Below are 25041 nucleotides of genomic sequence, written 5' to 3' on the forward strand. Positions count from 1 at the left end.
AGCATTCCCACGGTGGCCACAAAGGCTTTTATTCAATCCACACACCCGACTCAAACCGGTTCCAAATCATCGTCTTCTGGTCAAGATGCGCAAAGGTTAGGCCCTCACTTTCTAGCGCCGTCCAGCTCAGAGGCCGATATTCTGCCCCAACCGACAAGATAAACGAAGCCCCCGCCATCACCGTGGCAGGGGCTATCGCCGCCGGCATGAATTTAATCGACATAGAGCATCAGCCGCTCCTTTCGAGTCTCAGGCGGCACCGTCACCGAAAGGTCCAGCTGATACATACCCTTGTTAGCAGGTGCGATCAGCGCGCGAACAATCTTGCCATCCACTTTACAGTTACCGGCTTCCACCGTCGCGCCATTTTGCTGCAATGACCAGGTTGCCTCGGTGATAACCACCGTGTCGTCCGTGCGGCGGGGGCGGACTTCAAACTCGAGGTAGCGCTGTTCCCCCAGTACAAATCGTAAACTGTTCACTCTCAAAACCTCCAATGCCGCACAAATCGGATTTGCCACCGCTCGGGAATCCGCTCAATCTCCAGATTATCCGGCAACAAAAGGAATGCCGGCGCCTCCTGCCGCATAGATAAATTGCAAATGCCGGCGCACAGATACAAAACACCGCGATAGTCGACGATATTGCCCGCCTCGTCGGCCGCTGACAGCGTCATCACATACTGGCCGTCGGCGAGATCGGGCGGCAGGGTTGCCCGCCACCCGTTACCGGTTGGCGTCAGTACCAGCTCATGCCCGTCGGCGCTGCCACGAACCGCCGTGATCATGACAGGCTCACCGATAGAACATAGGTCTGACCGGCATCTACCGGATTCGGGGTTAGTGTCACGCTGACAAACTCGGGCGGTACGGTGTCCACCGTCAAGGTACGGGTTACGCTCGTGGTCTTGCCCGCCGAATCGATCGCCGTAATAACTACGCTATTGCTGCCCTCAGCATAGGTCACCGCCTTGCCAAAGCTGCCATCCCCGTTGACCGTTACTGCACCGGTGTCCACGCCGTTGACCTTAATGGACAGTGTGACAGGGCTGCTGGTGGCGTCGCTCGTCGTGCCGGATACCATGCCGGCGGTCTTGTTGGTGATCAGCCCAGCCGCAGGCGAGATGACGTTGAGCGTTGGCGCCACCGTGTCGACGGTGAAGCTACGCGAGGCCGTAGTCGACATGTTGCCGTCGTTGTCAGCCACCGCTACGGTCAGAGTGTGCGCCCCATCGGGGAGTGCCGTCTGCGGCGTGTAGCTGATATTATACCCACCCGCTACCGGTGTGCAGGTCATACCAGCTGCGTTGTAGGCCATCGCCACGCCGTCGAGCTTGAACGAAAGTGTAGAAATCTTCACACCGCTGTCCGCGTCGCGCAACTGCGCGGTGATTGTCAGCATGTTGGTGGTGAGAAAAGCCGACGCGCCTGGCGAAACGATACTCACTGTTGGCTTTACCTTTTCCTTGACCACCAGACGCAAGCTTGTTCCAATTTCCATATCGGTGGCGTCTGCTGTCGAGATATTTCCCGCTTCATCCGCTGCCGACAGACTGACATTATAATACCCACCGCCCTGGTTAAAGGACGAGCCCGAGGGCGCGGTTAGCGTCGCTTCCCACTTGCCGGTAGAAGAATTGAAGTTTAAGGGATGGGTCACGCCATTGATTGTCGCCGTGATGGTTGCAATGCTGCTCATAACCGCGTCCCCCTTTAAGCTTCATAGGCCGCGCCGATAAAACCCGTGTAATCCTCGGCAGAGATCACACCGTTGACCACGTCGGTTTTGGCGAGGACCAGAACCGGCTCTTTCATTTCATAAGGAATGGATGCATAAGTACGGTTATTGCGCTTGATGCTGCGCCAGTACGATGCGGCAATATAGATATTGCCCATTACATGCCACCTCCCAGCGTTTGATGCAACGCGATGATTGCCTCATCCTGAGAGGCGAGCTGTGATTCGATGTCTGCGACCCTGTTCGACGGGATATAAGGCGTACCAGCGTAAGCCTCGCCGGTAATTTCGGCGTATTCCGTCTCGGTTAGCTTGCCTTTTTCAACAAGCTTGGCAACCATTTCTGTTGGCCATGTGCGCCCATAATTCTGCTTGCAAAGTTCTTTAGTTGTCATGATGTTTCCTCCCTACATTGTTAACAGGTTTTGATATTCCAACGCGGCTGCCGTGCGTTCCTCGGCGCTGATGGCACTTGCAACCTGTACCGCTCTCACATCTTCCCACGCCTCGATTTCGTCTAGAATGGTCTGCGCTGTGTCGACAGACAGCGTCAGTGCGGTAGTAAAGCCTGCCATTTCAGCGCGTAGCAGCATGTCCTCCATACAATCAGAGATATCGCCGTTGATACTGCCAGCGCAGACAATGGGGTACTCCGATTCGGCCTCAGGGTGGCGAAGCATCCACTCCTCGGGGGTTAGACGCTCACCGATTCTAGTTTTTACAATATCGCTCTTATTCCAAATTTTATAACGTTTTGACATGTTGTTTCCTCCTTACGATACTTGAAAAACGTCTACGACATTAGAGTAAGTGCTCCCAGTCCATCCGCCTCCAAACAAGGCATAATTGTTAATTGATGTCGAATACGTTACTCTTGCCACGCTTAATGCCGTGGTCGCTACTGCTCTAGTTAAAGAAGCATCATAAACGTCTACCACATTAAAATAGTCTTTTCCCGAGCGTCCACCGCCAAACAAAGCATAATCACTGACCGATGCAGCGCCCATTGCTGATTTTGCCACGCTTAAAGGCAGTAGCGTGGTGCGGGTAAGAGCTACGTCGTAGGCGTCCACTACTGTAAGTCTGCCCGTGGAATTCTCTCCACCTGCAAACAACGCAGTATTATTCACTGTAGCACCAGATGTGAAGCGTGCTTCACTTAGCAGCGCAGGAATTATACGGGTCAGCGAACTATTGTAGGCATCAACAACATCACTGTAACTGGAAGCAATACCTCCCGCAAACACTGCAATACCACCAATACGTGTCGCTGCTAAGCTCCGCCTGCCTACAGATAATGGGGTTGGGAGTACCCGTGTTAGTGATGCGCTATACGCATCTACCACATCGCTATAACCTGCAAAAATTCCATAGATTCCGTTGGAAACGGCTGACAGCTGGGTCCTTGCTACGCTTAGGCCTGTAGGATTCGTCTTTGAAAGGGACAGATTATAAGCATTAACAGTGCTAATTGGATTTCGGTTGTGCCCCCCGCCAAATAGCACATAGTCACCAATAGAGGTTGCAGCTAATTGCGCAGCCGCCGAGCTCAACGCCGCAGGGATAGTCCGAGTTAACGATGAATTGTAGGCATCCGTCGCCGCACTGTAATCGAACGCCGCACCTCCCGCAAAAATAGCGTACGCGGCATTTGAAGCAGAAGCTAGGCTGCCTCTAGCTGCACTCAACGCCGTAGCGACTCCGTAATAAGTGAGTTCCCCGCCACTAAAACACAACCTCGCCACGCCGCCCACGCCAATCCATGCCTTTTTAACCTTACGAGCCTTGCCACTTACACCGGTAAAGACCTTTTTCACTTTGCGGGCCTTACTCCCCACGCCGATAAACATTCCTTTAGCCATGCCGCCACCGCCTACTCATACTGCAAATAAATTGCGCCGGATGTCAGTGCCGTGCTGCCCGCCGTCATCGCACCGGTACCCGCATAGATGTTGCGCAGCTGCGCAGTGGTTACAGTAGACTGCGCGCTAGCGTTGGCCAGCACCTGCCCCGTCAGCGTTCCCGCCGTCACTTGGCTGGCCGCGTGCGTATGCGAAGCGTTCGCCTTGCCGTTGGCTGTGGTCTGCGCCGTCGCAGCCGCGGCTGCCGCATTATCCGCCGCCGCCTTAGCCGCTGCCGCATTGCTCTCGGCAGTATCTGCAATCACCTGTGCAGTCGAGGCCGCGCTCTGTATCGTCGTCAGCCCCGTGTTGGCCTCCGCAATCCTGTGGTTGAAGTTGTCGCGGCTAACGCCCTCATCAGCCGCAAACTGCGTAATAAAATCAGCCAATCCATTCCCCTCTTTCTAATGTAATCCAATCAAAGTCCTTTGTATCGAGCGCTGAGAAAGTCAGCCCCTGCGCATCCAGTTCGTTCCAAACTAGATACTTATACGCAATCTGAACTAGCAAAATGGCCGGAATCGTCTCGTAAAGTGTCGCGTACAGCGGTCTGAGGTCGGCAACCCTTGCTGTACCGCGGTACACCACCGACACAACCGAATCGGCAAGCCCGATCTCCACGGACACACCCATATAGGTCTCGATGATACCCCTCAGCGTTTCTAGATTGATCGGTGGTTTAGTTTTAAGCCGCGCCATCAGCGCCTCCCGACGGGACTTCAGCGTGCCGTTGAGCGGTGCCGAGACGCCCAAAATCGCCTCCCAGCGGGAAAGTCCCACCGCGTCAGCCGTCGAGATGGCGGCGTTTGCCACCATGACCGCAACAGCTGCGTTTGTCTCGTCCAGCTCCGGGTTTACCACTCCGGCCAGCGCCGCAAATTCGGTTACACTTTGCAACCGCTCCGGCAGATGGGATAAAAAATCGGCGGGTGTATTATAAAACATCACACCACCTCCGTCACGGTGATTGTTCCAACTGTCGATACCTGATAATTTGCAAACGTCTTCTCCAACACAATGTTCGCCGCTTTGCCATTCATCATCACGCCGCCTACATCTAAAATTGCATCGTGTGCGCCCAGAACTTCGGCCACCAGCTTAGCGTAGAACACCACGCCCGAATCAAACGCAATGTTCTCAATGTAATTTCTAATGGCTGTTTCAACCAACGGCTGGACCACCGCTATACTCGTACCGGATTTTAGCACCAGCAAAGCGGACACATTTACTGCCAGATCAACACAAGTCGCTACGGTGACTGTGTGGCCGATAGGAGCTAACCCGTCGCCCGCCGTACCATACAGCGCCTGTACTTCATCCACCAGCGTCTGCGAGGTGCGGTTCTGGTGTTCGTCTCCGATTATGAGTCCGACATTGCCCGCGCCCATACCGTCGACTGCCCCAAACACAACACATGCCCCGACGCCGTCAATTTCCATCGTCTTTTCGCGATAGTCCGCTTTGTTGCCACCGAATGGTGTCTGTCGTACCGAGAGATAGAACCGTGCCCGCAGAGCATCGTCGGTCTCCTCGTCCCGCGCTGGAATCAGTGGCTCTACGGCGAGTACCGCTGCCCCCAGCCCAAAGATGTTGTCCAGCGGCAGAATCGCTCCGGAATAGCAGTTACCCTGCGTTCCTAATTGTTCGCACACCGCTTTGTAGCTGCCCACTGTGATTTCGTCGGTGATTTTGAAGGTCAGCTCCTGAATAGCGAAGCGTGCTCCAATCGGAACCGCAAAAGCCGCCCCCGCGCTGTCTGCGCAGTTGATCTGTCGGACGGAATAGGTTGCCACCTCGCGCGTCAGGCCGAAGTCGCCGACAACGCGGTCGAGCCATTCTCCGGTGGCTGTGTTGCCAAACAGAAGGTCAGTGAGGTAGCCAAGCATGAAGTTTTGTCCTGCAAGCATGTAGGCTGTGGGTGCCAATGCGTCGTAGATGATACTACCCTCGCGCTTATCAATGTCGTCCGGCACCTGGGCAAGCATGCGGTTCAACATGGCGTTGTAGTCAATATTAGACAATCGAAACGCTCCTTTCCACTTGAACATCGCCAAAAGCGGTAATAACCGTGAACGATATATTGGCTTCGTCTCCTGAAAAGGTCATTTCAAAGCCTTCCATACCTTTAATACGATCGTCTTCAGCCATCGCTTCGGAAAAACGTCGTTCCATATCCGCCTCAAGATACCCGCGTGATTTACCGAAAAGTTCTTCCAATTCTACCCCATAGTCCCCCGAATAGATTAAATGGCGCCATCGTTCAGTCGAAAGCATTAGGTCAATCGCCTGGCTTATGGCATTTTTGCCGTCCGCTCTACCTTCTATGCGACCGTTAATCAAACGGTAGGTCACGCTCGGTTTTAAACCTGATACATTTTCTCCATAGGTTTTTAAAACCGACAAGTTCATCCCCCCTTTTACCGCCATCAGAAAAACGGCGGATTTTTGCAAGCAAAAACGGCTCAGACACACCCTTTCCCAGCCGGCTTGTGAAGGGAGGTGCCTTTGCCGCATTCTTACAACTACACATTACTACATTTGAGCAGTGGCTTTCTATGGCGATTTTCAGCCAGTGCCAATTTATTTGAGTCGCTGCTGTTTGTGTGCAAAAGTCGGTGCAGCCCATTAAAGGCCACACCGACATGTTTTAATTTATTTACAATTATAATTCATACGTCCACGTTAAATGTTAGATGTATCAAATAATAAAAAGACGCCTTACTAATGCCTCCTCTATTAGAGGCCTACATAAGCATCAGGGAAATCTATTTTGACGTATCATATCGTTGACGCCCTCACGCTGCCAAATCATCCTTGACCATCAACAGCAGATTGTTTTTATACGCAAAAAAGAAACCACAGAAATCGGCTTGTTTAAGCCAAATTCTGCGGTTTCTTCTGGTGACCCGTACGGGATTCGAACCCGTGTTACCGCCGTGAAAGGGCGGTGTCTTAGGCCACTTGACCAACGGGCCTGATTTATAAAAGCCCTTAGTAGCAAGGACTTTTATAAAATGGTAGCGGCTATAGGATTTGAACCTACGACACTTCGGGTATGAACCGAATGCTCTAGCCAACTGAGCTAAGCCGCCATGTGCAGCGTTATCAATTGTATCAGAGCCATCACGATCTGTCAAGGCAAAATCCGCAATTTACAAAGAATTTTTTACACAAAATTGCACATAAGCCCTTTTTCTGAATGCCGAGCCGTTTTTTAGCCTTAAACCGGCTCGATCGAAAGAATTTCTACCGGATCGGCTACAATGCGGCTATGGGGTGAAACTACTAAAGTATCGCCATCCCATTCAGCGTTGAGTAGCTTTTTAAGCAGCGTGAGATCCGCTACATATTCCCTAATACCAGACTGTAACGGAAGGCTTGCCGAACCGGTCAGCGTACTTGCCACCACACATGGCACACCGCGGTGAGGCATACATTTTTGGCACTGGGGCATCATCTGCCAACAGGGGGCGTCTTCATTTTCAGAAAAAGCTTTGTGAAAGCGCTCGGTGCTGCCCAGCAGCAGATGTGCACAATTATGTACCCGTGCAATAGCCAACGGCCGGTCGGAGGAGCAAAGTCCCTGTGCCGCACATTCTCCCATTGCCAACACGATAAGGTCAGCATGTCCCTCGTCGTTGATTTTTTGCTGAATCAACTCAATCGAGCTGCTAGATGAGATCAAATCAATCACCACTTCGTGCGACGAGATCACGGCAAGCATATAAAGTTCGCGGCGTAGCTGTTGGCATCCCAGTACCTTGATATTCATAGGAACACTCCTTTTTTGATAGAGAAGCGCAAACATGCTTACGCCCTCTTGTGATTTTGTCTTTAAAAAGTGTATAATATAGCATAAGCCAAATCAATGGAAGGTTACCCCTATTCAGGGGCTTTTGAACCCTTGGGAAAAGATACCTACCTGGGCTGGAAGCCGCATGTTTAAGCCATTGCCTGTTTTTCACATCAACGGAAAAGACTGCATAACGCAGACCTTTTGAATGGAGAAGTCTATGACCGAAAAAGTAAATGAATCGCCGCGCCAGCGCACGCTGCTTATCGCGCTTGACACCGGAGAATATGATGTCGAGGCCTCGCTCGATGAGCTTACCGAGTTGGCGGATACCGCGGGTGCCGATACAGTTGGAACTCTTATCCAAAAGCGAGAGGCCCCTGATGCAGCTACCTGCATCGGTTCCGGCAGACTGTCCGAGGCCGCGCTCTACATCCAAAATCAACAGGTTGACCTCGTCATATTCGACTGCGAACTGTCGGGCAGCCAGTTGTCAAACATTTCTGACGCGCTTGACTGCCGCGTCATAGATCGCACTATGTTGATTCTCGATATTTTTGCTCAACGCGCTCACTCTGCAGAAGGGCGCCTTCAAGTCGAACTAGCGCAGCAAAAATACCGTCTGCCTCGCCTGATGGGTCAAGGCAAGGGCCTTTCTCGGCTAGGCGGTGGTATCGGTACACGTGGCCCGGGTGAAACCAAGCTTGAGAGCGACCGCCGCCATATCCGCAGGCGCATCGCCACACTTGAAAAAGCGTTGGAAGATGTCAGCCGTCGCCGCGACCTACTGCGCGCACGCCGCCATAAAGATGAGGTCACCTCGGTTGCCATCGTGGGTTATACCAACGTTGGCAAATCCACACTGTTGAATGCGCTCACCGACGCAGGTGTTCTGGCTGAAAACATGTTATTTGCCACGCTGGATCCTACTTCGCGTGCTCTAACACTGCCAGACGGCCGTCAAGTCATGCTTATTGACACCGTCGGTTTAGTGCGCCGCCTACCACACATGTTGGTGGATGCTTTTCGCTCCACGCTTGAAGAGGCGGCCTTTGCCAACCTGATTTTAAATATTTGCGATATTTCGGCTCCCGATGCAGCCGAGCAAATCGCAGTCACTCAGTCACTACTTTCTGAAATTGGCGCGGAAGAAGTGCCTGTTTTAAACGTGTTGAATAAATGTGATTTAATCACACAAACGCCAATTTTGCTCAACGAAAGTACCTGTATCATCTCCGCTAAAACCGGTTTTGGGCTCGATGTGTTGCTTTCGCGTATTGGTCAGATGCTCACCCCCTCCCATACGCGCATGATGCTGTTGTTGCCTTATAGCGAAGGTAGCCTTTTGGGTGAGTTACGCGCACGAGGGACCGTGTTTTCAGAGCAGTATCAAAACGACGGCATTTTGCTTGATGTGATGGTCGAAATCAAGTCTCTACACCGCTTTAGAAATTATGTTGTTAAGGAGAGTGACCTTGATTAATTCCTTTAATTAACCCCTTTATTGTAAGCATAAATTATTGCGAAAGTCATTTCCATTTACTTGAATGCTAATGCTTGTTATGGTACAATGAGCAGGAAATATAAGCTGAGTCTTACACCAATAATTGCAAATGTCATCAGGAGGTAAAAGAAAGAATGAGAAAAATTGGAATCACTGAAACTGTTCTCAGAGACGCGCAGCAATCTCTGATTGCAACAAGAATGCCGTTTTCTGACTTTGAAGAAATCCTCTCAACCATCAATAAGGTAGGCTATTACTCTATTGAATGTTGGGGCGGCGCCACCTTCGACACCTGCCTCCGTTACCTCAACGAAGATCCGTGGGAGCGGCTGCGCAAAATTCGCAAAACTGTTCCGGACACCAAGCTGCAGATGCTGCTACGTGGCCAGAATCTTTTAGGTTATAAGCCTTATCCCGATGATGTGGTCGAAAAATTTGTCGAGCGCTCGGTTAAAAACGGCATCGACATTATCCGCATTTTCGACGCGCTCAACGATCCTCGCAATCTTGAGGTTGCTATTAAGTCCACAAAAAAATATGGTGCGATAGCATCTGGTACCATTTGCTTTACCATCAGCCCAGTTCACACTCTTGAAAAATATGTCGAGTTGGGCAATCAGTTGCGTGACATGGGCGCTGACACCATCTGCATTAAAGACATGTCCGGTATTATGGGCCCACAGGAAGCTTATGATCTGGTTAAGGCTCTGAAAGAAAATGTCAACCTCCCCATTGTTATACACACCCACAGCACCACCGGTATTGCACCGCTTACCCTCTTAAAGGCGGTCGAGGCTGGCGCAGATGTCATCGACACCGCTATCTCCAGTATGTCTGGCGGCACCAGTCAGTATGCCACCGAAAGTATGGCTTACGCGTTGCGCCAGCTCGGTTATCAGGTCGATATTGACGACATGGCCGCCAAGAAAGTTAACGACCACTTTATCCCCGTGCAAAAACGCGCGATCGAAACTGGTCTGCTCGATCCCTATGTCATGGGCACCAAGACCGACGCACTCATCTACCAGGTTCCCGGCGGCATGCTATCAAATCTGATCGCCCAGCTCAAACAGCAGAACGCGCTAGACAAGTTTGATGAAGCCCTCGCGGAAATTCCGCGCGTCAAGGCAGACCTTGGCCACCCACCGCTGGTCACCCCGACCAGCCAAATCACCGGTGTTCAGGCTGTTATGAACGTGTTGGCCGGCGAGCGCTATAAGATGGTTTCCAACGAGGTTCGCGCATATCTGCGCGGTGAATATGGCCGTGCGCCCGGCGAGGTCAACCCCGAGATTATTAAGAAGGTACTCGGTGACGTCAAGCCCTCTACTGCACGTTTTGCTGACAGCCTTGCGCCCGCTTTTGAATCTACCAAGAAAGAGCTTGGTGCTAAAGCCAAGTGTGACGAAGACGTTCTCTCCTATCTGGTGTTCCCACAGCTTGCCGAAAAATATTTTGAGCACCGCGATAACCCTGTCGAGGCCGCCGCTGTCGCAGCTGCCGTCACTGCCGCCATTGCCGCTGACAAGAAACCCGCTGCTGTCAAGTACAGTGTGCGGAGAATAGATTAATCAGGAGGCGGGTGTGTTATGAGTAGCTCTGCTATCTTTGGTATTCTAATTCTTTTTGGCGCTGTCGCATTATTAATTCTTTTTATGCTTTATAAGCGTGAAAAAGCGTATAAAATTGCGATGGAAAAGTATGAACGTGACATGGAAGCCTATAACAAGGCGGTCGCGTTGTATGGTGACCCCTCCTTTGTACCACCTTCCGCTGCAGCACCTGCTGTGTCGGTAACATCTGTTCCGACTGTTGCCATCCCCGCTGCTTCCAGCGGTGAGGTTTTACTCTCTGGCGTAGATGATTCCACCGCGGCTATGATTATCGCTATCCTCTGCGATGAGTTGGGCCAAAACCCCGCAGCATTGCGCTTTAAGTCGATTACCGCACTGTAAAAAGGAGGTTGAACATCAATGAAATATGTCGTTACCCTCAACGGAAAAGATTATGAGGTAGAAGTCTCTCAGGGATCTGCCGAGGTGTTATCAGTTTCAGCGGCAGGTACTGCTTCACTTGCTCCTGCAGCACCTGCTCCTGCGGTTACGCCCGTCGCAACACCTACACCTACACCTGTTGCGGCCCCCGCTCCTACCCCTGCCGCCTCGGCTGCTGGGAAAGCAGTAAGTGCCCCCATGCCCGGTACCGTTTTGAAGATGCTGGTCAAAAAGGGCGACAAGGTCACCGACGGTCAGGTATTGCTGGTGCTTGAGGCGATGAAGATGGAAAATGAAATCTTTGCTCCCTGCGACGGTACTGTAACTTCTGTCACCGTCAATGAGGGTTCTTCTGTCAACTCTGGTGACGCCATGGTCACCATCAGCTAATCCCCCTTCAATTTCTTTTATAATTATCTAAAGTTGTACGCACAAGATTGTGCGTACAACTTTTTTAATAAGCAAAAGGCGAGCAAAGCGATTTATTCAAACCGCTTTGCTCGCTCTCTATTTAATATTGTTATTCTTCCTCACACACCACAGCGATCGAAAGTTCATCGAGTGACTTGCCATCTACATTGGTGGGGCAGGCAGTCATCAGCTCGCTGGCGTTTTGGACCTTGGGGAAAGGGATAACATCACGAATGCTCTCCTTGTTCAAGAGCAACATCACAAGTCGGTCAAGGCCGTAGGCCATGCCACCGTGGGGCGGAACACCGTATTTAAAGGCCTCGAGTAGGAAGCCAAATTTGTCGTTGGCCTCCTCGTCGCTCATGCCAAGAGCCGTGAACATTTTCCGCTGAATCACCGGATCAGAGATACGAATCGAGCCGCCACCCAACTCGGTGCCATTGAGCACTAGGTCATAGGCGCGGGCGCGCACCGCCCCTAAATCAGATTCCATCTTGTTCAAATCCTCAAAGTTCGGGCAGGTAAAGGGGTGGTGCATCGCGTAGTAACGCCCCTCGTCAGGGTCATACTCAAACAACGGGAAATCGGTAACCCACAACAGATCATAGGTGTTTTCAGGAATAAGCGCCAATCTCTTGGCGAGATTCAGCCGCAACGCGCCGAGTGCCGCAAACACAACGCTGTCGTGCGGATCCGCCACCACCAGCAGCACGTCGCCAGTCTTAATATCCATACGCTCGTGAATCGCCTTAATCTCCGCCTCGGTGAGGAACTTCTCAAAAGAAGAGGATCGTGTGTCCTCGGTCACACGGGTAAACGCAAGGCCTTTAGCCTTATAAAGCTTGGCAACATCCACCAGTTTATCAATTTCCTTGCGTGAGAGGGTAGCCGCTGCACCCTTGACATTGATAGCGCGTACACTACCGCCAGCCTCCAAAGCACTCTTGAACACAGCAAATTCAGTATCCTTCAAAATATCCGAAAGATTTTGCAACTCCAGCCCAAACCGGGTGTCGGGCTTGTCCGAGCCAAAGCGCTCCATCGCCTCTTTATACGTGATACGACGCAATGGCAACTCAAGCTCCATCCCCATGATCTCTTTGAAGATATCCTTCATCAATCCCTCGTTGACGGTCTGCACATCCATTTCGTCTACAAAAGACATTTCAATATCGATCTGGGTAAACTCCGGCTGGCGATCGGCACGCAGATCCTCGTCGCGGAAGCAGCGGGCAATCTGCATATAGCGGTCAAAGCCCGCCAACATTGAAATCTGCTTATAAAGCTGCGGCGACTGCGGCAGCGCGTAGAATTTGCCGGGATGCACACGAGAAGGTACCAGATAGTCACGCGCACCTTCTGGCGTGGGTTTCATCAGAATCGGCGTCTCGATCTCGACAAAGCGGTTTTTGTCAAAATAGTCGCGCACCAACTTAACAATGCGGTGGCGCATGAGAATGGCCGATTGCAGCTCGTTACGGCGCAGGTCGAGATAACGATAGCGCAGACGCAATTCTTCGTTGGTCTTGATGCCATCCTTAATGTCAAAGGGCGGGGTCTCACTGACCGCCAGCACTCTCAGCTCGGATACATACAACTCCACCTCGCCGGTGGCAATATCCTTGTTCACCGACTCACGGCGGCGTAGTACGCCCTTGGCCAGCAGCACATACTCCGAACGTACCGAAGAAGCCTTCTCAAAGGTCTCTCGACTGGTGGAATCATCAAACGCCAGCTGCGCAATGCCAGTGCGGTCACGCAGGTCAATAAAAATAAGGTTGCCTAAATCACGCTGCTTGGCCGCCCAGCCCGCCAATATCAGCTCTTTGCCAATCATATCGGCAGAAACCTCACCGCAGTAGGCGGTGCGCTTCATACCGTTCATAAGGTCTGCCATTGCCATTACTCCTTTTATCCATCAATCTTCTATTGGATTTATAATTTAGCAGCTGCATCTGCCACATCGCCGATACAACGCTGCATTGAAAGCTTGATAAATTCGTTGGTAAACCCGTCTCCCAGCGTAATCTCACTAGTGGTTCCAGTCGCCATTTCTTTGATGGTCGCCTTCCCTGCAGCCAGTTCATTATCCCCCAGCACCATCGTGTAAATCGCACCCAGTTTGTCGGCATAACGCATCTGTGCCTTTAAGCTTCGACCCATCGTCTCACAGTCCGCGGAAATACCCTCAGCGCGCAGCTTTTGCACTAGCGTGCCGGCCGCGATCGAGGCTGCTTTACCCATCGGCGCGATAAACAACTCACAGATCAGGGCAGCAGGGGTCTCGGCATTTGACGCTGCCATAACAAGCTGAAGGCGTTCCAGCCCCATTGCAAAACCCACTCCAGGCAGCGTGGGGCCGCCCAGCTCCTCAATCAATCCGTCATACCGTCCGCCGCCGCAAACAGTTCCCTGCGCGCCAATGGCTTCGGTGACAAACTCAAAGACGGTGCGGCAGTAATAGTCAAGGCCTCGCACAATATCGGGGTCGATTTCATAGGCGATCCCCATTGCCTCCAGCCGTTCACGCAGCTCAGCAAAATGTTCCTCACACTCAGGGCACAGGTGATCGATCATTTTGGGCGCTTTGGCGGCAATTTCCTTGCACACTGAACTTTTGCAGTCGATGATGCGCAGGGGGTTGGTTTCAAGACGAGTCAAGCAGGTTTCACAAAGCTTTTCTTTATGTGCTGAGAAATATTCTTTAAGCTTCACCTGATAAGAAGGCCGGCACTGCTTGCAGCCAATGGAGTTGATAAATAACTTGATTTTATCCACACCCAGCGTCTGAAGCACCTGATTGCCCAGCGCAATAACCTCGGCATCGGCAGCGGGGAAGGGGGAACCCAGCGATTCGATGCCAAACTGGTGGAACTCGCGCAGACGGCCGGCCTGCGGCTTCTCATAGCGGAAGCAGCTGATGACATAACTGGCCTTGACCGGAAGCTGACCACCCAGCAGATTATGCTCTATCGCCGCTCTGACAACGCCCGCTGTCCCTTCAGGACGCAACGTAATCGAGCGATCTTTCTTATCATTGAAGGTGTACATCTCCTTTTGCACCACGTCGGTGGTGTCGCCCACGGCACGGTTAAACAGTTCGGTGTGTTCAAACGTAGGGGTGCGCATTTCAAAAAAGCCGTAGCGCTCGGCGATATCCAACGCCGTACGCTCAACATAGTGCCAGCGCGTAATGTCGCTGGGTAAAGCGTCCTGTGTCCCTTTTGGGGCAGAAGTGAGCGGTTTCATAAAAATCAATCTCCTTGTAGTATTGTTCTTTTTGTATTCTACACATAGTATCCAATTTTAAGACGGATGTAAATATAAAATACCCCGCCCCAATCAGCAAAAGGGGCGGGGAAAGTTCCACGCGGTGCCACCCTCGTTTGAACGACATAGCCTAAGCGGTTCGTCCATCTCAACAGGTGCTCCTTTAACGCAGAGCAGGCGAAAAGCGTTTTTCGCTTTCAACTCGGCGGATGTCCTTCTTCTGTCCTTCCGGCGGGGCTCTCAGCCGCAAACCCAGCGCATATGCTTGGGCGGCCCCTTCTCTGTAGGCGTCATTGACAGACTACTGCTTCCGCTTCAACGTTTTTGGTCTATTTAAAACACATGTTTAAATTAGCGCTTGGGGTTGACAATATCTCTCCAGTCAAGGTCGCCCTTCTCCAGTGCATGGATGAGCGCTTCGGCGGTGGCAATATTCGTTGCCATCGGAATAGAATGTACGTCGCAGAGGCGAATCAGATTAGCTTCGTCCGGCTCGCCCGGTTTCATAGTCAGCGGGTCTCTTAGGAACAGCAATAAGTCAATCTCGTTGCAAGCAATACGCGCAGCAATCTGCTGATCGCCGCCCTGTTCACCCGAAAGAAATCTGAAAATACGCAGGCCGGTTGCCTCGGCCACCAGTTTTCCGGTTGTACCGGTCGCACAGATATTGTGCTGACTGAGGATGCCGCTGTACGCAATGCAAAACTGTACCATTAGCTCTTTCTTCGAATCATGTGCTATTAATGCGATATTCATACTCATCCTCCATCTTTATGCAGTCGCTTTATTTCAAGCGCTCAACATTAAGTCTCACTCTTTCACCCAAAATTCGTCTGGTCATATCTTCAACCTCTCGCCAAGCCATACTGCTTTGCGGTAGTGATTCTCCCTTCGCCAGCAGCCGTTCCACCAGCGGATCCTCGGGGATGACCGCGACTAACTGCGCCCCGACACGGTCGATTACCGCATCCAAATCGGGCAGATCCTTAGATAGTATGTGCCGTAAAAACTTATTAATTACCAGTCTGGGCTTTTTTTCCTGTAGTAATTGCGCTGCCTTGGCGGCATCCCGGACTGAAACCGGGTCGCCGGTACAAACAATCAACGCATTGTTGCACACCGAACATGCGACATCAAAACCACGCCCTAGCCCTGCTGAGGTATCAAGTATCAAATAATCATAGCAGCCTGCCAATCCTTTGAGCAACGCCGTCAGACTCGCACGGTCGGGCAAAAAGTGTCTGTCCATCGGTGCCGCAATCAGATGAAGGTTGCCCCGGGGCACATCGCAGACCGTGATGGCCTTAATCGGCTTACACCGTCCCGACAAAACGTCGGACAGGTCATAGACGATCTTATCCGATACCCCCATTATCAAATCCAGCCCGCGAAGACCGCTATCAAGCTCCAGAAGCAACACATTTTTATGGCGGCGACAAAGCGCCCGCGCCAGCAAATACGAAACGGTGGTTTTTCCGGTTCCGCCCTTGCCCGATGTTACAACCAGAATATTTGACATTTCAATCCCCCTATTGTCCAATCTTATCACAAAAATAAGCTGCTGACCAGACATTGTTCAGGTAAAAAAGCAAAATTTCTAAGAATTTTTTATCTCTTTTCCGCTCAGGGCGCCTGTATTCCCGCATTGCCCTGTTCGCCAGTTACTTCACTGCTTTCCGGCGCGCTTTCAGCCGTTTGGGGCTTCGTCTCGTCAGCGATGTTCTCTGCCTTGTCTGGGAAAAAGAAGGAATCAAGCACGGCGCGTGCAACTGGCGCGCCGGTGTAACCATGCCAGCCCTTTTCGATGACTACCGCTATCGCAATCTGGGGGTCGTCGGCGGGTGCAAAGCAGATAAAGGTCGAGTTTGGAAATTCATTTGTCTGAGGGGTTCCCGTCTTTGAAGCCACCATAACCGGGTAATCACCCAAATAGCGGTAAGCAGTTCCGCGGACATCGTGGGAGGCCTGAACCATACCATCGATAACTGGGTCAAAAATTGATGGATCAGCTCCCAGTGTATCGGCTACCTCCGGCGTGTGGGTAGAAATCGTTTCCTCCCAATTATAATAAGATGATATCGATTTCACCAGAGACAGCTTCATGCGCACACCGCGCCGTGCAAGAGTCGCACAATAGTTGGCAAGCTGAACAGGCGTATAGCCGTTATCCAGCTGACCTATCGCCGCCTGTAAAACGTCGCCGGGATACACGGTGTTCGGGTCGCACTGAGTTCCCTTCGCCTCAGTTAGCTCAATGCCGGTGGGAACGCCCAGCCCCAACCCCTTCGCATATTGGTTGATGCGGGCTATGCCTAACTGCCTGCCGGTATCATAGAAAAAGATGTTGCATGAAGCACGCAGCGAGTCTGCGAGGGTAAAAGGCCCATGGTAGCCCAAACAAGTCGGCTGATAGGTCGGTAAAAATGTATAAACACGCTGACAGTTCACGGTTGTTCCGGGCGTGATAATACCCTCCGCCATCCCCGCGGTACCAACCACAGGCTTAAAACAAGAACCCGGTGCATAGATACCTGAAAATGCACGGTTTAAAAACGGATAAAGCTCATCCGAAGCATTCTTGGCATAATCCTCGGAATAGGTCTCAAGGTTATACGATGGGTAGGTGACCGCCGCCAGCACCTCAGAGTTTTTAACATCTATCGCTACAACCGCACCGGCATTGGCCTCTTTTCCCTGGCCCTCCGGTGCGTTTTCGTTGAGGTATTTAATCTCCTTAACCAGCGCGTCTCTGGCGGTGCGCTGAATATCCTTATCGATGGTCAGCACCAGCGTATTACCCGGCACCGCCGCCTGCTCCTCCGTGATATCCACCACATGGTAAGAGGCATCCAGATCAATTCTGCGCACACCATCAACACCGCGCAATGTCGATTCAAAGGCGCGTTCAATACCTTCCTTGCCCACAAGATCGTCACGGGTGTATCCCTTGTTCTGAGAGAGATAACCTTCCAGTTCATCAGCGAAAATCGCACCAATGCGCCCAATGATATGCGGGGCCAGATCGCCATCGATATAGCCGCGCCGGGCGGTTTCAGCTACCTCAACACCCGGAATAGCATTGCTCATCTGTCGTATCAGCACGGCCGTTTCCAGCGAAATGTTCTCAGCGAAGGTATATCGCACCGCTAGCGAATAGCCCTTGCGCTCCATTTCATAGCGCACACCGGCAATATCGCGCGCCTGTGCCTCTGTCAAGCCTTCAAGCCAACTCTTCGACTCAGGCGTTAGAGCGGTGAACCAAGTTACCTTAGGGTCTTCGGGCTCGGCTGTCAGATGATAGCGCTGCCGCAGCCAATAGAACACATCCTCCGCCTCAGTGTAGCTGTTAGTCCCAAGATGTTTGCGCAGCCGTGCAACCGCATCACTGTCCTCGGAAAAGGCCACACCTTCTTCGGTAATGATCAGCGGCAGGTTGTCAATCCACTGCTCATTAGCGCTCCTGAGCACATCAATCAGCTTCAAAATAGTTTCATTCTCGCTACCTTCGGGCGCCAGTGCACGATCAAACACCAAATTGTAGCAAGCTTCATTATAGGAAAACGGTCGGCCTTGCCTATCCACAATCTCGCCACGTGCCGCCTTAATAACCTGCGTCCGACTGCTACCCTGTTGCTGTTTGGCCAGATAGTCGGCACCTGAAACAATCTGCACCTGTGCGAGTCTGAATAAAAACAGGCTGAACACCAACCAAACGACAACACCAAGCGTTATCAGCCTAAGCTTTTCTTGAGAAATTTTCACACTCGCACACCCCCTTTTCTAAAGCAACGCATAAATTACTGTAAAACCTTCTCTTCAAACCACTCGTGTACCCATCTTACAAGCAAAAAGGCCGCCATCCCAAACACTGCCGTATATACTGCGCATGGCAGCGTTTTAGTCAGCAATAGCCGATTGGCTCCCGCATAGCCCCAGATGCCGTAAATAAGATAATGCGCAACCATACCATAAATCAGCGCAAATCCGCCGCAAAGTAAAAAGGCTGTTTTAACATTGGGCTGAATGAGATAGATTACCAACAGCCCGCATGCGCAGCCGAGTATGAGAAAAAATATTGGTGCCACACCAAATATATGAAAAGCGGCGGTGTCACACAAAACGCCGCCTAGCAAGCCAAAAAGCCCCCCTGCAAACTCACCCTCAATCATCGCAATCGCCGTGATGACCGAAATAACCAAAATCGGGCGCACATTCCCGATAGTCAGCAGCCGGGGGGTCTCCTGCAAAATATAGCAAACTAAAATAAAAACGGTATAAATCACGTTTTTAAAAATAAAGAGCCTAAGTGTCTTTTGTTCCAATATAATTCTCCTATTGGCCAGCAGAGGCCTGCCCTTCAAAGTGCTTTATCACTAAAACATCGCGAACGCCTCGAATATCGGCAGGCGGTGATACTACGGCGTAAAGCGACAAGCCCTTGCTATCCGGTAAGATTTCTTTAATGGTACCGATAACCAGCTCTCTGGGGAACAGCCCGCCGACACCGGTTGTTGCCACAAGATCGCCCACCTTTGCCACAGATTCCCGAGGTAGATAAGAAAGGCGCAGCATACCCTGCTCAGCAAGGGCAAGCTCACCGGTTGTCACGCCAATCTCCCTTGTGTTGGTATTGATCACACCAACCTCAACCATTACGTCGAGTATCGTAAGCACCTTGGAATGGGTGATGCCCACCTCTTGTACAATGCCCACCAATCCCTCTTGTGTGATCACAGGGTCGTTCTTGGTGATACCGTCACTACTGCCTTTGTCAATAGTAAAAGAATAAAATCGGTCGGCCGCATCGCGGCCGATAACCATCGCAGGTTCAAAGTCAAAATCTGGGTTCTTTTCTTTAATTTCGAGATAATTTTTCAGCTGGTCATTCTCAGCTTTAAGTCGATCATACTCCACAAGCTGACTGCGTAGGTCGGCGTTTTCAGTGCGAAGCTGGTCGTTTTCATCCGCAAGCCGCGGCCCCGAAAAATATTCGCTAACGGCGTCATCGACGCTATAGGTGAGCTGCGCGCTGGCACGCTGAAGCGGCGTCAGCACCCAGGCGGTCACCTGAGAAATCATCGGAATGGCTGTGCCTGTGTGCGCAGCGCGAAGCGTAAAAGCAAACACCAACGCCAAAACCAGCGCCAAAATTTTAAAATGCCGGCTCTTAAAAAAATCCTCCATGCAGTCACCTCCTTAAAATGCCATAAAACACAATGAAAACAGGCAGAAGCAAGGCCGCAAGCTACGCCCCTGCCCCTGCCTTGGGTCATCGTGTTTTAAGCGCGGGCGTGATACTCTTTGTCAGCGCTTGTCCTCGCCGCTAGAAAGCACGTCGCGCAGACGGTCAATGTCTTCCAGCACCCGCCCAGTGCCGATAGCGACGCAGTCCAGCGGGTCATCGGCAATTAATACGTTAATGCCGGTTTCCTTCGATATCAGTTTGTCCAACCCGCGCAGCATTGCACCACCGCCAGTTAACATAATGCCGTGGTCAATAATGTCGGCCGCCAACTCGGGCGGCGTGCGCTCAAGGGTGGTTTTAATCGCATCAAGCACCGATGAAATAGAATCGGCCAGCGCCTCGCGAATCTCTTTCGGCGTAATCTGAATATTTTTGGGTAGGCCATCCACTAGATTGCGGCCTTTAATATCCATAACAATCTCTTCCTCATAGGGGAAGGCTGATCCGATATCGATCTTGATCTGCTCGGCGGTACGCTCGCCGATGAGAAGATTGTGTTTGCGCTTGATGTATTGAATGATAGCAAAATCAAAAGAATCGCCGCCTACACGCACCGAGCGCGCCGTTACAATGCCGCCCAGTGAAATAACAGCTACTTCGCTCGTGCCGCCGCCGATATCCACCACCATGCTACCGGTTGCTTCCGCAACAGGTAACCCGGCGCCAATAGCAGCAGCCATAGGCTCTTCTATAATTGAAACACGTCTTCCACCCGCAGCCACAGCAGCCTCGCGTACGGCGCGGCGTTCAACCTCGGTCACGCCCGAGGGAATGCAAATGACAATATTCGGGCGCGCCAAGAAGGAGTTGCCACACACCTTCTTGATGAAGCGTTGGAGCATGTTTGCCGTAATATCAAAATCGGCAATAACGCCGTCCTTTAACGGACGCATCGCGACGATAGAACCCGGCGTTCTACCAATGACTTCCTTGGCCTCCTGTCCGACATAAAGCACCTCGTCCTTGCGAGTGTCCACCGCCACAACCGAGGGCTCACGCAGAATAATGCCTTTACCCTTCATAAACACAAGGGTGTTGGCGGTGCCAAGGTCAATGCCGATATCCTTGGAAAAAGAAAGCATGTTTTTTCCTCCTAGACTATAATCTAAAGACGTTTAATACAGCCTGATAATTTTATTTATAGAGACGTCAGCAAACCTTTTTGCCGCAGCGCCTGATATAACGCTTGAACCGGGAGCCCCATCACGGTGTAATAGTCCCCCTCAAGACGTGCAATAAACCGCGCGCCCAACCCTTGTATGCCATAAGCGCCAGCCTTATCGTCCGGTTCTTCGCTGGCCACATAGTCTGCGATTTCTTGCTTGTCCATCTTGGCGAAGGTGACCTTGGCTACCTGAGAAAAGCAGTCAGCGACACCTTTGTGCCAAATACAAACACCGGTGTACACTTCATGGGTTTTGCCAGAAAGAGTGCTCAGCATTTCAGCGGCCTCCTTGCGGTCGCACGGTTTACCAAAGATTTGATCATCCAATGCTACCACCGTGTCGGCCCCTATAACGACGTCGTCGGGACGATATTCCGCCACCGCTTCGGCCTTTCGCTGCGCTAACAGAATGACCGCCTGCTGTGGTAGTATGCCGGGAGAAAGCGACTCATCCGCCCGTGATGTCACAACTAAAAAATCCTCGGTGATAAGCTTTAACAATTCAAACCGCCTGGGAGAAGCCGAAGCCAGAATTAACGCCATAGGTTTAAAAGCTCCTTTGCGTCACAGCTTTTGTGAAACGCTTTTATAAATAAGTAACGAAATGGTTATCGTAATAATCTGTGCGACATTCACGCCGATCTCCAGACCAAACGCCATACGTAGCATTGATAAGTCTAAAATTAATGGATCTGAAACCGATATCCCCACCGTTTTGCCATAAGCTAACCAGCTTAAAAAAGCGGCCTGCTGCCCGAGAGACGCCAGCAACGCCCCTAGAATGATGCCAGCCAGTAGGAAAAATAAAAAAACAAGATTACGTTTAAGTTTCACGTTGATGTCATTCCTTCCCGGTAGAGCCAAATCCGCCTTCACCGCGTGCGGTATCTGAAAGATTAGTTACTTCTTCAATCGGTGGCGTTAGCACAGGCACAATAACTAGCTGTGCAATACGGTCGCCGGGAACGATGATGTATGGCTCCGCTGAGTGATTGGTCAACCCGACCTGGATTTCACCCCGATAGTCGGCGTCAATTACACCTACCGCATTGGCGGGTACAATGCCATGACGAATGCCCAGACCGCTTCGGCCAAATACTAACCCCACGCTTCCCTCCGGCAGTGCAACCGCCAGGCCAGTGGGTAGCAACGCGGTATCTCCGGGCATGATGCAGGTCTCATCGGTCGTACAGGCTCTAAGATCCAGCCCCGCCGAGCCTTGAGTTGCCCGCTCGGGCAGTACCGCTTGGGCACGTACCCGCTTTATTTGCAGTGTCATAAAATCCTCCTGATTACTGCGTCCAAATAAAAAAATCTATTTTCCGGCAGCAGAAAGCTGTCGACGCAGTTTTTCAATCTCGCGTCTGGCCTCGTCCAACTCAGCACGCGCCTTGGATGCATCCTCGAGATAGCCGGTCAGCTGAGAACGCATATGATCCGCCGACTGCTCGCTTTTATGAAAAGAGTCGGCATACCCCATAGCGCAAAGAATCAGCGCAGCATTGGGCGAAAGCTTTGCATCAACATCCATCAGAGCACGTGCCTGGGCGTCCAGCTCCGCCGCCAGTGCCTGGACATACTCTTCGCTTTCGGGAGACGCAATGGTATAGGCAGCTTCAAGAACTCTGATTTTTATGCGGTTAATCATAAAAGTGCGTTCCCTTCCTTTCTCAATTTATACCTTTATCCAATAAAAGTATCACAGATTATTATAGTACATTTTAAAGATACTGCAAAGCCTTTAAACTGCTTTTTCTATAATTTTCATACAAAACAGCAAACATTAAACATCTAATTCACATTTTCTTTGTATTTTTGGAAAAAATATCCTTTCGCTTTGTATTATTGGCTATTTTCAACTTTTTTACTCCAACACCACTACCAGTGCTTTGCTTACCCTCGCTTTAACCTTTGTTAGCATTTTGCATAACGAAAAAAAACGCCCCCATAACAGGAGGCGCTTTTTATAAGAAAAAACTTCTTACTTAACTTCGATCTTAGCGCCAGCGTCGGTAAACTGGGCAGCAAGAGCGTCGGCATCAGCCTTGGAAATGCCAGTCTTGAGGGGCTTGGGCGCGTTGTCAACGAGCTCCTTCGCCTCTTTAAGGCCAAGACCGCAAGCATCCTTAACGAGCTTGATGACGCCCATCTTGGAAGCGCCAGCCTCAACAAGGATAACGTCAAACTCAGTCTTTTCCTCAGCAGCAGCGGCTGCGGGCGCAGCGCCAGCCATCATAACGGGAGCAGCAGCGGAAACGCCGAACTCCTCTTCAATTGCCTTAACAAGCTCATTGAGCTCGAGAACGGTCAGGGTCTTAATTTCTTCAACAAATTTAGTGATCTTCTCAGAAGCCATGATCATTTACCTCCTGTTAATTACATATTTTCAAAAAATGGTTGCCGCTAAACTATTCAGCAGCGGGAGCCTCGGCAGCAGCCTCGGCGGGAGCGCCTTCAGCATTCTTTTCAGCGATGCTGTTAAGTGCGCAGGCAAGACCGCGGAGATTTCCAGTAAGGGCAGAAAGCAACATAGAAAGAAGACCTTCTCTGCTCGGTAGGTTGCCAAGCTCCGATACCTTAGCGGCATCAATAACACCGCCATCAACAAAGCCGGCCTTAACCGTGAACTTACCCTTGGAAGCATCAGCGTACTTGCTCAGGATCTTAGCGGCGACAACGGCGTCCTCTTTGCTGACTGCAAGGGCAGACGTGCCGGACAGATGATCCTTCAGATCGTGGAAGCCTACCTGATCAGCAGCGCGTTCGAGCAGCGTGTTCTTAACAACAAAGTAGTCTACACCTGCCTCGCGCAGCTCGCGGCGCAGCTTGGTATCGTCAGCAACGGTAATTCCCTTGTAATCAACGAGAACACCAGCAGCAGACCCCTGGAGCTTGGCCACAAGATCAGCAACAACTTCCTGCTTTTTAGCTAAAGTCTTTTCACTGGGCATTTGATTCACCTCCTGTGATGGGTTGTGTATCAAGTCCAAAGAAGAAAGCAAAAAAGCCCTCCCCACAATCTTGGGAAGGAGCTTCAACAAACACATCAAAATTTTTCATGGTTTGCACTCATTCCTCGGCAGGCGGAAAATCCTTACGCGCAAAACGCACCTGCTGTCTTTGGATCGTGACAACATTAAGACTATACCACAACAACATCCCTTTGTCAATAAATTTTAAAACAAAAAAATTTGAAATGGTTTTGTTTGGATGAAGACTTAAACTTTGTCAATCTTAAACGCCCCGCAGAAAACTGCGGGGCGTAAATACCTTATAACAACCTGTTCTGGTTACTTTTCAGCAGGCGCGTTGGTTCCCTGGAACTTAGAGGGGTTGATCTTCACGCCAGGGCCCATGGTGGTGGCAACGACGCAGCTCTTAACATACTGGCCCTTAGCCGCAGCAGGCTTGGCCTTCACAACAGCACCCATCAATGCGTCAAAGTTCTCCTGCAGCTTCTGTGCACCAAAAGACACCTTGCCGATGGGGCAGTGAATGATGTTGGTCTTATCAAGACGATACTCGATCTTACCGGCCTTGGCTTCTGTAACAGCCTTGGCAACATCGGGGGTAACGGTGCCGGCCTTGGGGTTAGGCATCAGGCCGCGTGGACCGAGAACCTTACCAAGGCGACCAATAACGCCCATCATGTCGGGAGTGGCGATCACAACGTCAAAGTCCAGCCAGCCTTCGGACTGAATCTTGGTGACATACTCGTCGGAACCGGCGAAATCAGCGCCTGCGTCCAGCGCTTTCTGAACATTGTCACCCTTGCAGAATGCAAGCACACGAACGGTTTTGCCAGTGCCGTTGGGCAGAACAACCGCGCCGCGGACCTGCTGGTCGGCATGGCGGGAGTCAACGCCTAGGCGGATGTGCAGTTCGACGGTCTCATCGAACTTGGCCTTTCCAGTTTTCAAGCACAGGTCCAATGCTTCTTCAGTTTCATAGAGCTTGAGCGCCTCAACAAGTTTGGCGCTTTCAGCGTATTTTTTTCCGCGCTTCATTGCAAATCCTCCTTC

32 protein-coding genes, 2 tRNA genes and 1 other annotated feature are annotated in these 25041 nt (G+C 51.3%); of the genes, 4 read left to right on the forward strand and 30 right to left on the reverse strand.

The window, feature by feature from the left end; genetic code table 11:
- Positions 1–28 precede the first annotated feature (28 nt).
- The 15 genes from RBH76_08225 to RBH76_08295 form a co-directional block, all read right to left on the reverse strand.
- Positions 29–223 carry a hypothetical protein gene (locus tag RBH76_08225; protein WMJ82725.1) on the reverse strand — a complete coding sequence of 65 codons (195 nt, stop codon included), beginning with the start codon at positions 221–223 and terminating at the stop codon, positions 29–31.
- Positions 213–482, reverse strand: coding sequence for a hypothetical protein (locus tag RBH76_08230; GenBank protein WMJ82726.1), 270 nt, complete (start codon positions 480–482; stop codon positions 213–215). Before RBH76_08230 ends, RBH76_08225 begins: the two co-directional genes overlap by 11 nt.
- 2 nt (positions 483–484) lie before the next feature.
- Positions 485–787, reverse strand: a complete 303-nt coding sequence (locus RBH76_08235) for a PF13754 domain-containing protein (protein WMJ82727.1) — start codon at positions 785–787, stop codon at positions 485–487.
- On the reverse strand, positions 784–1698 hold the full coding sequence (locus RBH76_08240; protein WMJ82728.1) for an Ig-like domain-containing protein: 915 nt from the start codon (positions 1696–1698) through the stop codon (positions 784–786). The genes RBH76_08235 and RBH76_08240 overlap by 4 nt, the downstream gene beginning before the upstream one ends.
- Positions 1699–1712: 14 nt before the next feature.
- A complete protein-coding gene (locus RBH76_08245; protein WMJ82729.1) occupies positions 1713–1895 on the reverse strand; it encodes a hypothetical protein in 183 nt (60 codons plus the stop codon).
- Complete coding sequence (locus tag RBH76_08250; GenBank protein WMJ82730.1) at positions 1895–2131, reverse strand: XkdX family protein; 237 nt, start codon at positions 2129–2131, stop codon at positions 1895–1897. The genes RBH76_08245 and RBH76_08250 overlap by 1 nt, the downstream gene beginning before the upstream one ends.
- A gap of 12 nt (positions 2132–2143) precedes the next feature.
- Entirely contained in the window at positions 2144–2497 is a 354-nt protein-coding gene (locus tag RBH76_08255) for a hypothetical protein (protein WMJ82731.1), read from the reverse strand.
- 12 nt (positions 2498–2509) lie between these two features.
- Positions 2510–3598, reverse strand: coding sequence for a hypothetical protein (locus tag RBH76_08260; GenBank protein WMJ82732.1), 1089 nt, complete (start codon positions 3596–3598; stop codon positions 2510–2512).
- 11 nt (positions 3599–3609) lie between these two features.
- Positions 3610–4026 (reverse strand): hypothetical protein, encoded by a 417-nt coding sequence (locus tag RBH76_08265; GenBank protein ID WMJ82733.1) that lies wholly within the window; start codon positions 4024–4026, stop codon positions 3610–3612.
- Positions 4019–4582, reverse strand: a complete 564-nt coding sequence (locus tag RBH76_08270) for a DUF2313 domain-containing protein (GenBank protein ID WMJ82734.1) — start codon at positions 4580–4582, stop codon at positions 4019–4021. Before RBH76_08270 ends, RBH76_08265 begins: the two co-directional genes overlap by 8 nt.
- A complete protein-coding gene (locus RBH76_08275; GenBank protein ID WMJ82735.1) occupies positions 4582–5658 on the reverse strand; it encodes a baseplate J/gp47 family protein in 1077 nt (358 codons plus the stop codon). The genes RBH76_08270 and RBH76_08275 overlap by 1 nt, the downstream gene beginning before the upstream one ends.
- Positions 5651–6040: a DUF2634 domain-containing protein gene (locus tag RBH76_08280; protein WMJ82736.1), complete on the reverse strand. Its 390-nt coding sequence runs from the start codon at positions 6038–6040 to the stop codon at positions 5651–5653. The genes RBH76_08275 and RBH76_08280 overlap by 8 nt, the downstream gene beginning before the upstream one ends.
- 496 nt (positions 6041–6536) lie before the next feature.
- Positions 6537–6612, reverse strand: a tRNA-Glu gene (locus RBH76_08285).
- Between the two features lie 40 nt (positions 6613–6652).
- Positions 6653–6729 (reverse strand) — tRNA-Met (locus RBH76_08290).
- A gap of 128 nt (positions 6730–6857) precedes the next feature.
- Positions 6858–7409 carry a DUF1638 domain-containing protein gene (locus tag RBH76_08295; GenBank protein ID WMJ82737.1) on the reverse strand — a complete coding sequence of 184 codons (552 nt, stop codon included), beginning with the start codon at positions 7407–7409 and terminating at the stop codon, positions 6858–6860.
- Positions 7410–7650: 241 nt separating this feature from the next.
- Between RBH76_08295 and hflX the strand changes: the two genes are divergently transcribed.
- The 4 genes from hflX to RBH76_08315 all read left to right on the forward strand — a co-directional run bounded on the left by hflX (position 7651) and on the right by RBH76_08315 (position 11318).
- Positions 7651–8913, forward strand: a complete 1263-nt coding sequence (gene hflX, locus RBH76_08300) for a GTPase HflX (GenBank protein WMJ82738.1) — start codon at positions 7651–7653, stop codon at positions 8911–8913.
- 155 nt (positions 8914–9068) lie between these two features.
- Positions 9069–10505, forward strand: coding sequence for a pyruvate carboxylase subunit B (locus RBH76_08305; GenBank protein WMJ82739.1), 1437 nt, complete (start codon positions 9069–9071; stop codon positions 10503–10505).
- A gap of 18 nt (positions 10506–10523) precedes the next feature.
- A complete protein-coding gene (locus RBH76_08310; GenBank protein ID WMJ82740.1) occupies positions 10524–10889 on the forward strand; it encodes a hypothetical protein in 366 nt (121 codons plus the stop codon).
- An 18-nt stretch (positions 10890–10907) separates the two neighbouring features.
- Complete coding sequence (locus RBH76_08315; protein ID WMJ82741.1) at positions 10908–11318, forward strand: biotin/lipoyl-containing protein; 411 nt, start codon at positions 10908–10910, stop codon at positions 11316–11318.
- A gap of 130 nt (positions 11319–11448) precedes the next feature.
- On the opposite strand, the gene aspS is transcribed toward RBH76_08315, so the two are convergent.
- The 15 genes from aspS to rplA form a co-directional block, all read right to left on the reverse strand.
- A complete protein-coding gene (gene aspS, locus RBH76_08320) occupies positions 11449–13236 on the reverse strand; it encodes an aspartate--tRNA ligase (protein WMJ82742.1) in 1788 nt (595 codons plus the stop codon).
- A 38-nt stretch (positions 13237–13274) separates the two neighbouring features.
- Positions 13275–14588, reverse strand: a complete 1314-nt coding sequence (gene hisS / locus RBH76_08325; protein WMJ82743.1) for a histidine--tRNA ligase — start codon at positions 14586–14588, stop codon at positions 13275–13277.
- 372 nt (positions 14589–14960) lie between these two features.
- A complete protein-coding gene (gene mgsA, locus RBH76_08330; protein WMJ82744.1) occupies positions 14961–15365 on the reverse strand; it encodes a methylglyoxal synthase in 405 nt (134 codons plus the stop codon).
- A gap of 28 nt (positions 15366–15393) precedes the next feature.
- Positions 15394–16128, reverse strand: a complete 735-nt coding sequence (locus RBH76_08335) for an AAA family ATPase (protein WMJ82745.1) — start codon at positions 16126–16128, stop codon at positions 15394–15396.
- Between the two features lie 104 nt (positions 16129–16232).
- Positions 16233–18371 (reverse strand): penicillin-binding transpeptidase domain-containing protein, encoded by a 2139-nt coding sequence (locus RBH76_08340; GenBank protein WMJ82746.1) that lies wholly within the window; start codon positions 18369–18371, stop codon positions 16233–16235.
- A gap of 35 nt (positions 18372–18406) precedes the next feature.
- Positions 18407–18931: a hypothetical protein gene (locus RBH76_08345; GenBank protein ID WMJ82747.1), complete on the reverse strand. Its 525-nt coding sequence runs from the start codon at positions 18929–18931 to the stop codon at positions 18407–18409.
- A 10-nt stretch (positions 18932–18941) separates the two neighbouring features.
- Positions 18942–19793 (reverse strand): rod shape-determining protein MreC, encoded by an 852-nt coding sequence (mreC, locus tag RBH76_08350; protein WMJ82748.1) that lies wholly within the window; start codon positions 19791–19793, stop codon positions 18942–18944.
- A gap of 120 nt (positions 19794–19913) precedes the next feature.
- Positions 19914–20936, reverse strand: coding sequence for a rod shape-determining protein (locus RBH76_08355; protein ID WMJ82749.1), 1023 nt, complete (start codon positions 20934–20936; stop codon positions 19914–19916).
- Positions 20937–20992: 56 nt separating this feature from the next.
- The gene (locus RBH76_08360; GenBank protein WMJ82750.1) at positions 20993–21562 is read right to left on the reverse strand and encodes a Maf family protein; all 570 of its coding nucleotides are present in this window, start codon (positions 21560–21562) and stop codon (positions 20993–20995) included.
- A 21-nt stretch (positions 21563–21583) separates the two neighbouring features.
- A complete protein-coding gene (locus RBH76_08365; protein WMJ82751.1) occupies positions 21584–21853 on the reverse strand; it encodes a DUF4321 domain-containing protein in 270 nt (89 codons plus the stop codon).
- Positions 21854–21860: 7 nt separating this feature from the next.
- Entirely contained in the window at positions 21861–22298 is a 438-nt protein-coding gene (gene dut / locus RBH76_08370) for a dUTP diphosphatase (GenBank protein ID WMJ82752.1), read from the reverse strand.
- Positions 22299–22334: 36 nt separating this feature from the next.
- Entirely contained in the window at positions 22335–22667 is a 333-nt protein-coding gene (locus tag RBH76_08375) for a cell division protein ZapA (GenBank protein ID WMJ82753.1), read from the reverse strand.
- 333 nt (positions 22668–23000) lie between these two features.
- Entirely contained in the window at positions 23001–23375 is a 375-nt protein-coding gene (gene rplL / locus RBH76_08380) for a 50S ribosomal protein L7/L12 (protein WMJ82754.1), read from the reverse strand.
- A gap of 52 nt (positions 23376–23427) precedes the next feature.
- Positions 23428–23970, reverse strand: a complete 543-nt coding sequence (gene rplJ, locus RBH76_08385; GenBank protein ID WMJ82755.1) for a 50S ribosomal protein L10 — start codon at positions 23968–23970, stop codon at positions 23428–23430.
- Between the two features lie 40 nt (positions 23971–24010).
- Positions 24011–24161 (reverse strand) — a sequence feature (ribosomal protein L10 leader region).
- A gap of 148 nt (positions 24162–24309) precedes the next feature.
- Entirely contained in the window at positions 24310–25026 is a 717-nt protein-coding gene (rplA, locus tag RBH76_08390; protein WMJ82756.1) for a 50S ribosomal protein L1, read from the reverse strand.
- Positions 25027–25041: the final 15 nt, after the last annotated feature.

The organism is Oscillospiraceae bacterium MB24-C1, from assembly GCA_030913685.1.
GTDB lineage: Bacteria > Bacillota > Clostridia > Oscillospirales > Ruminococcaceae > Yanshouia.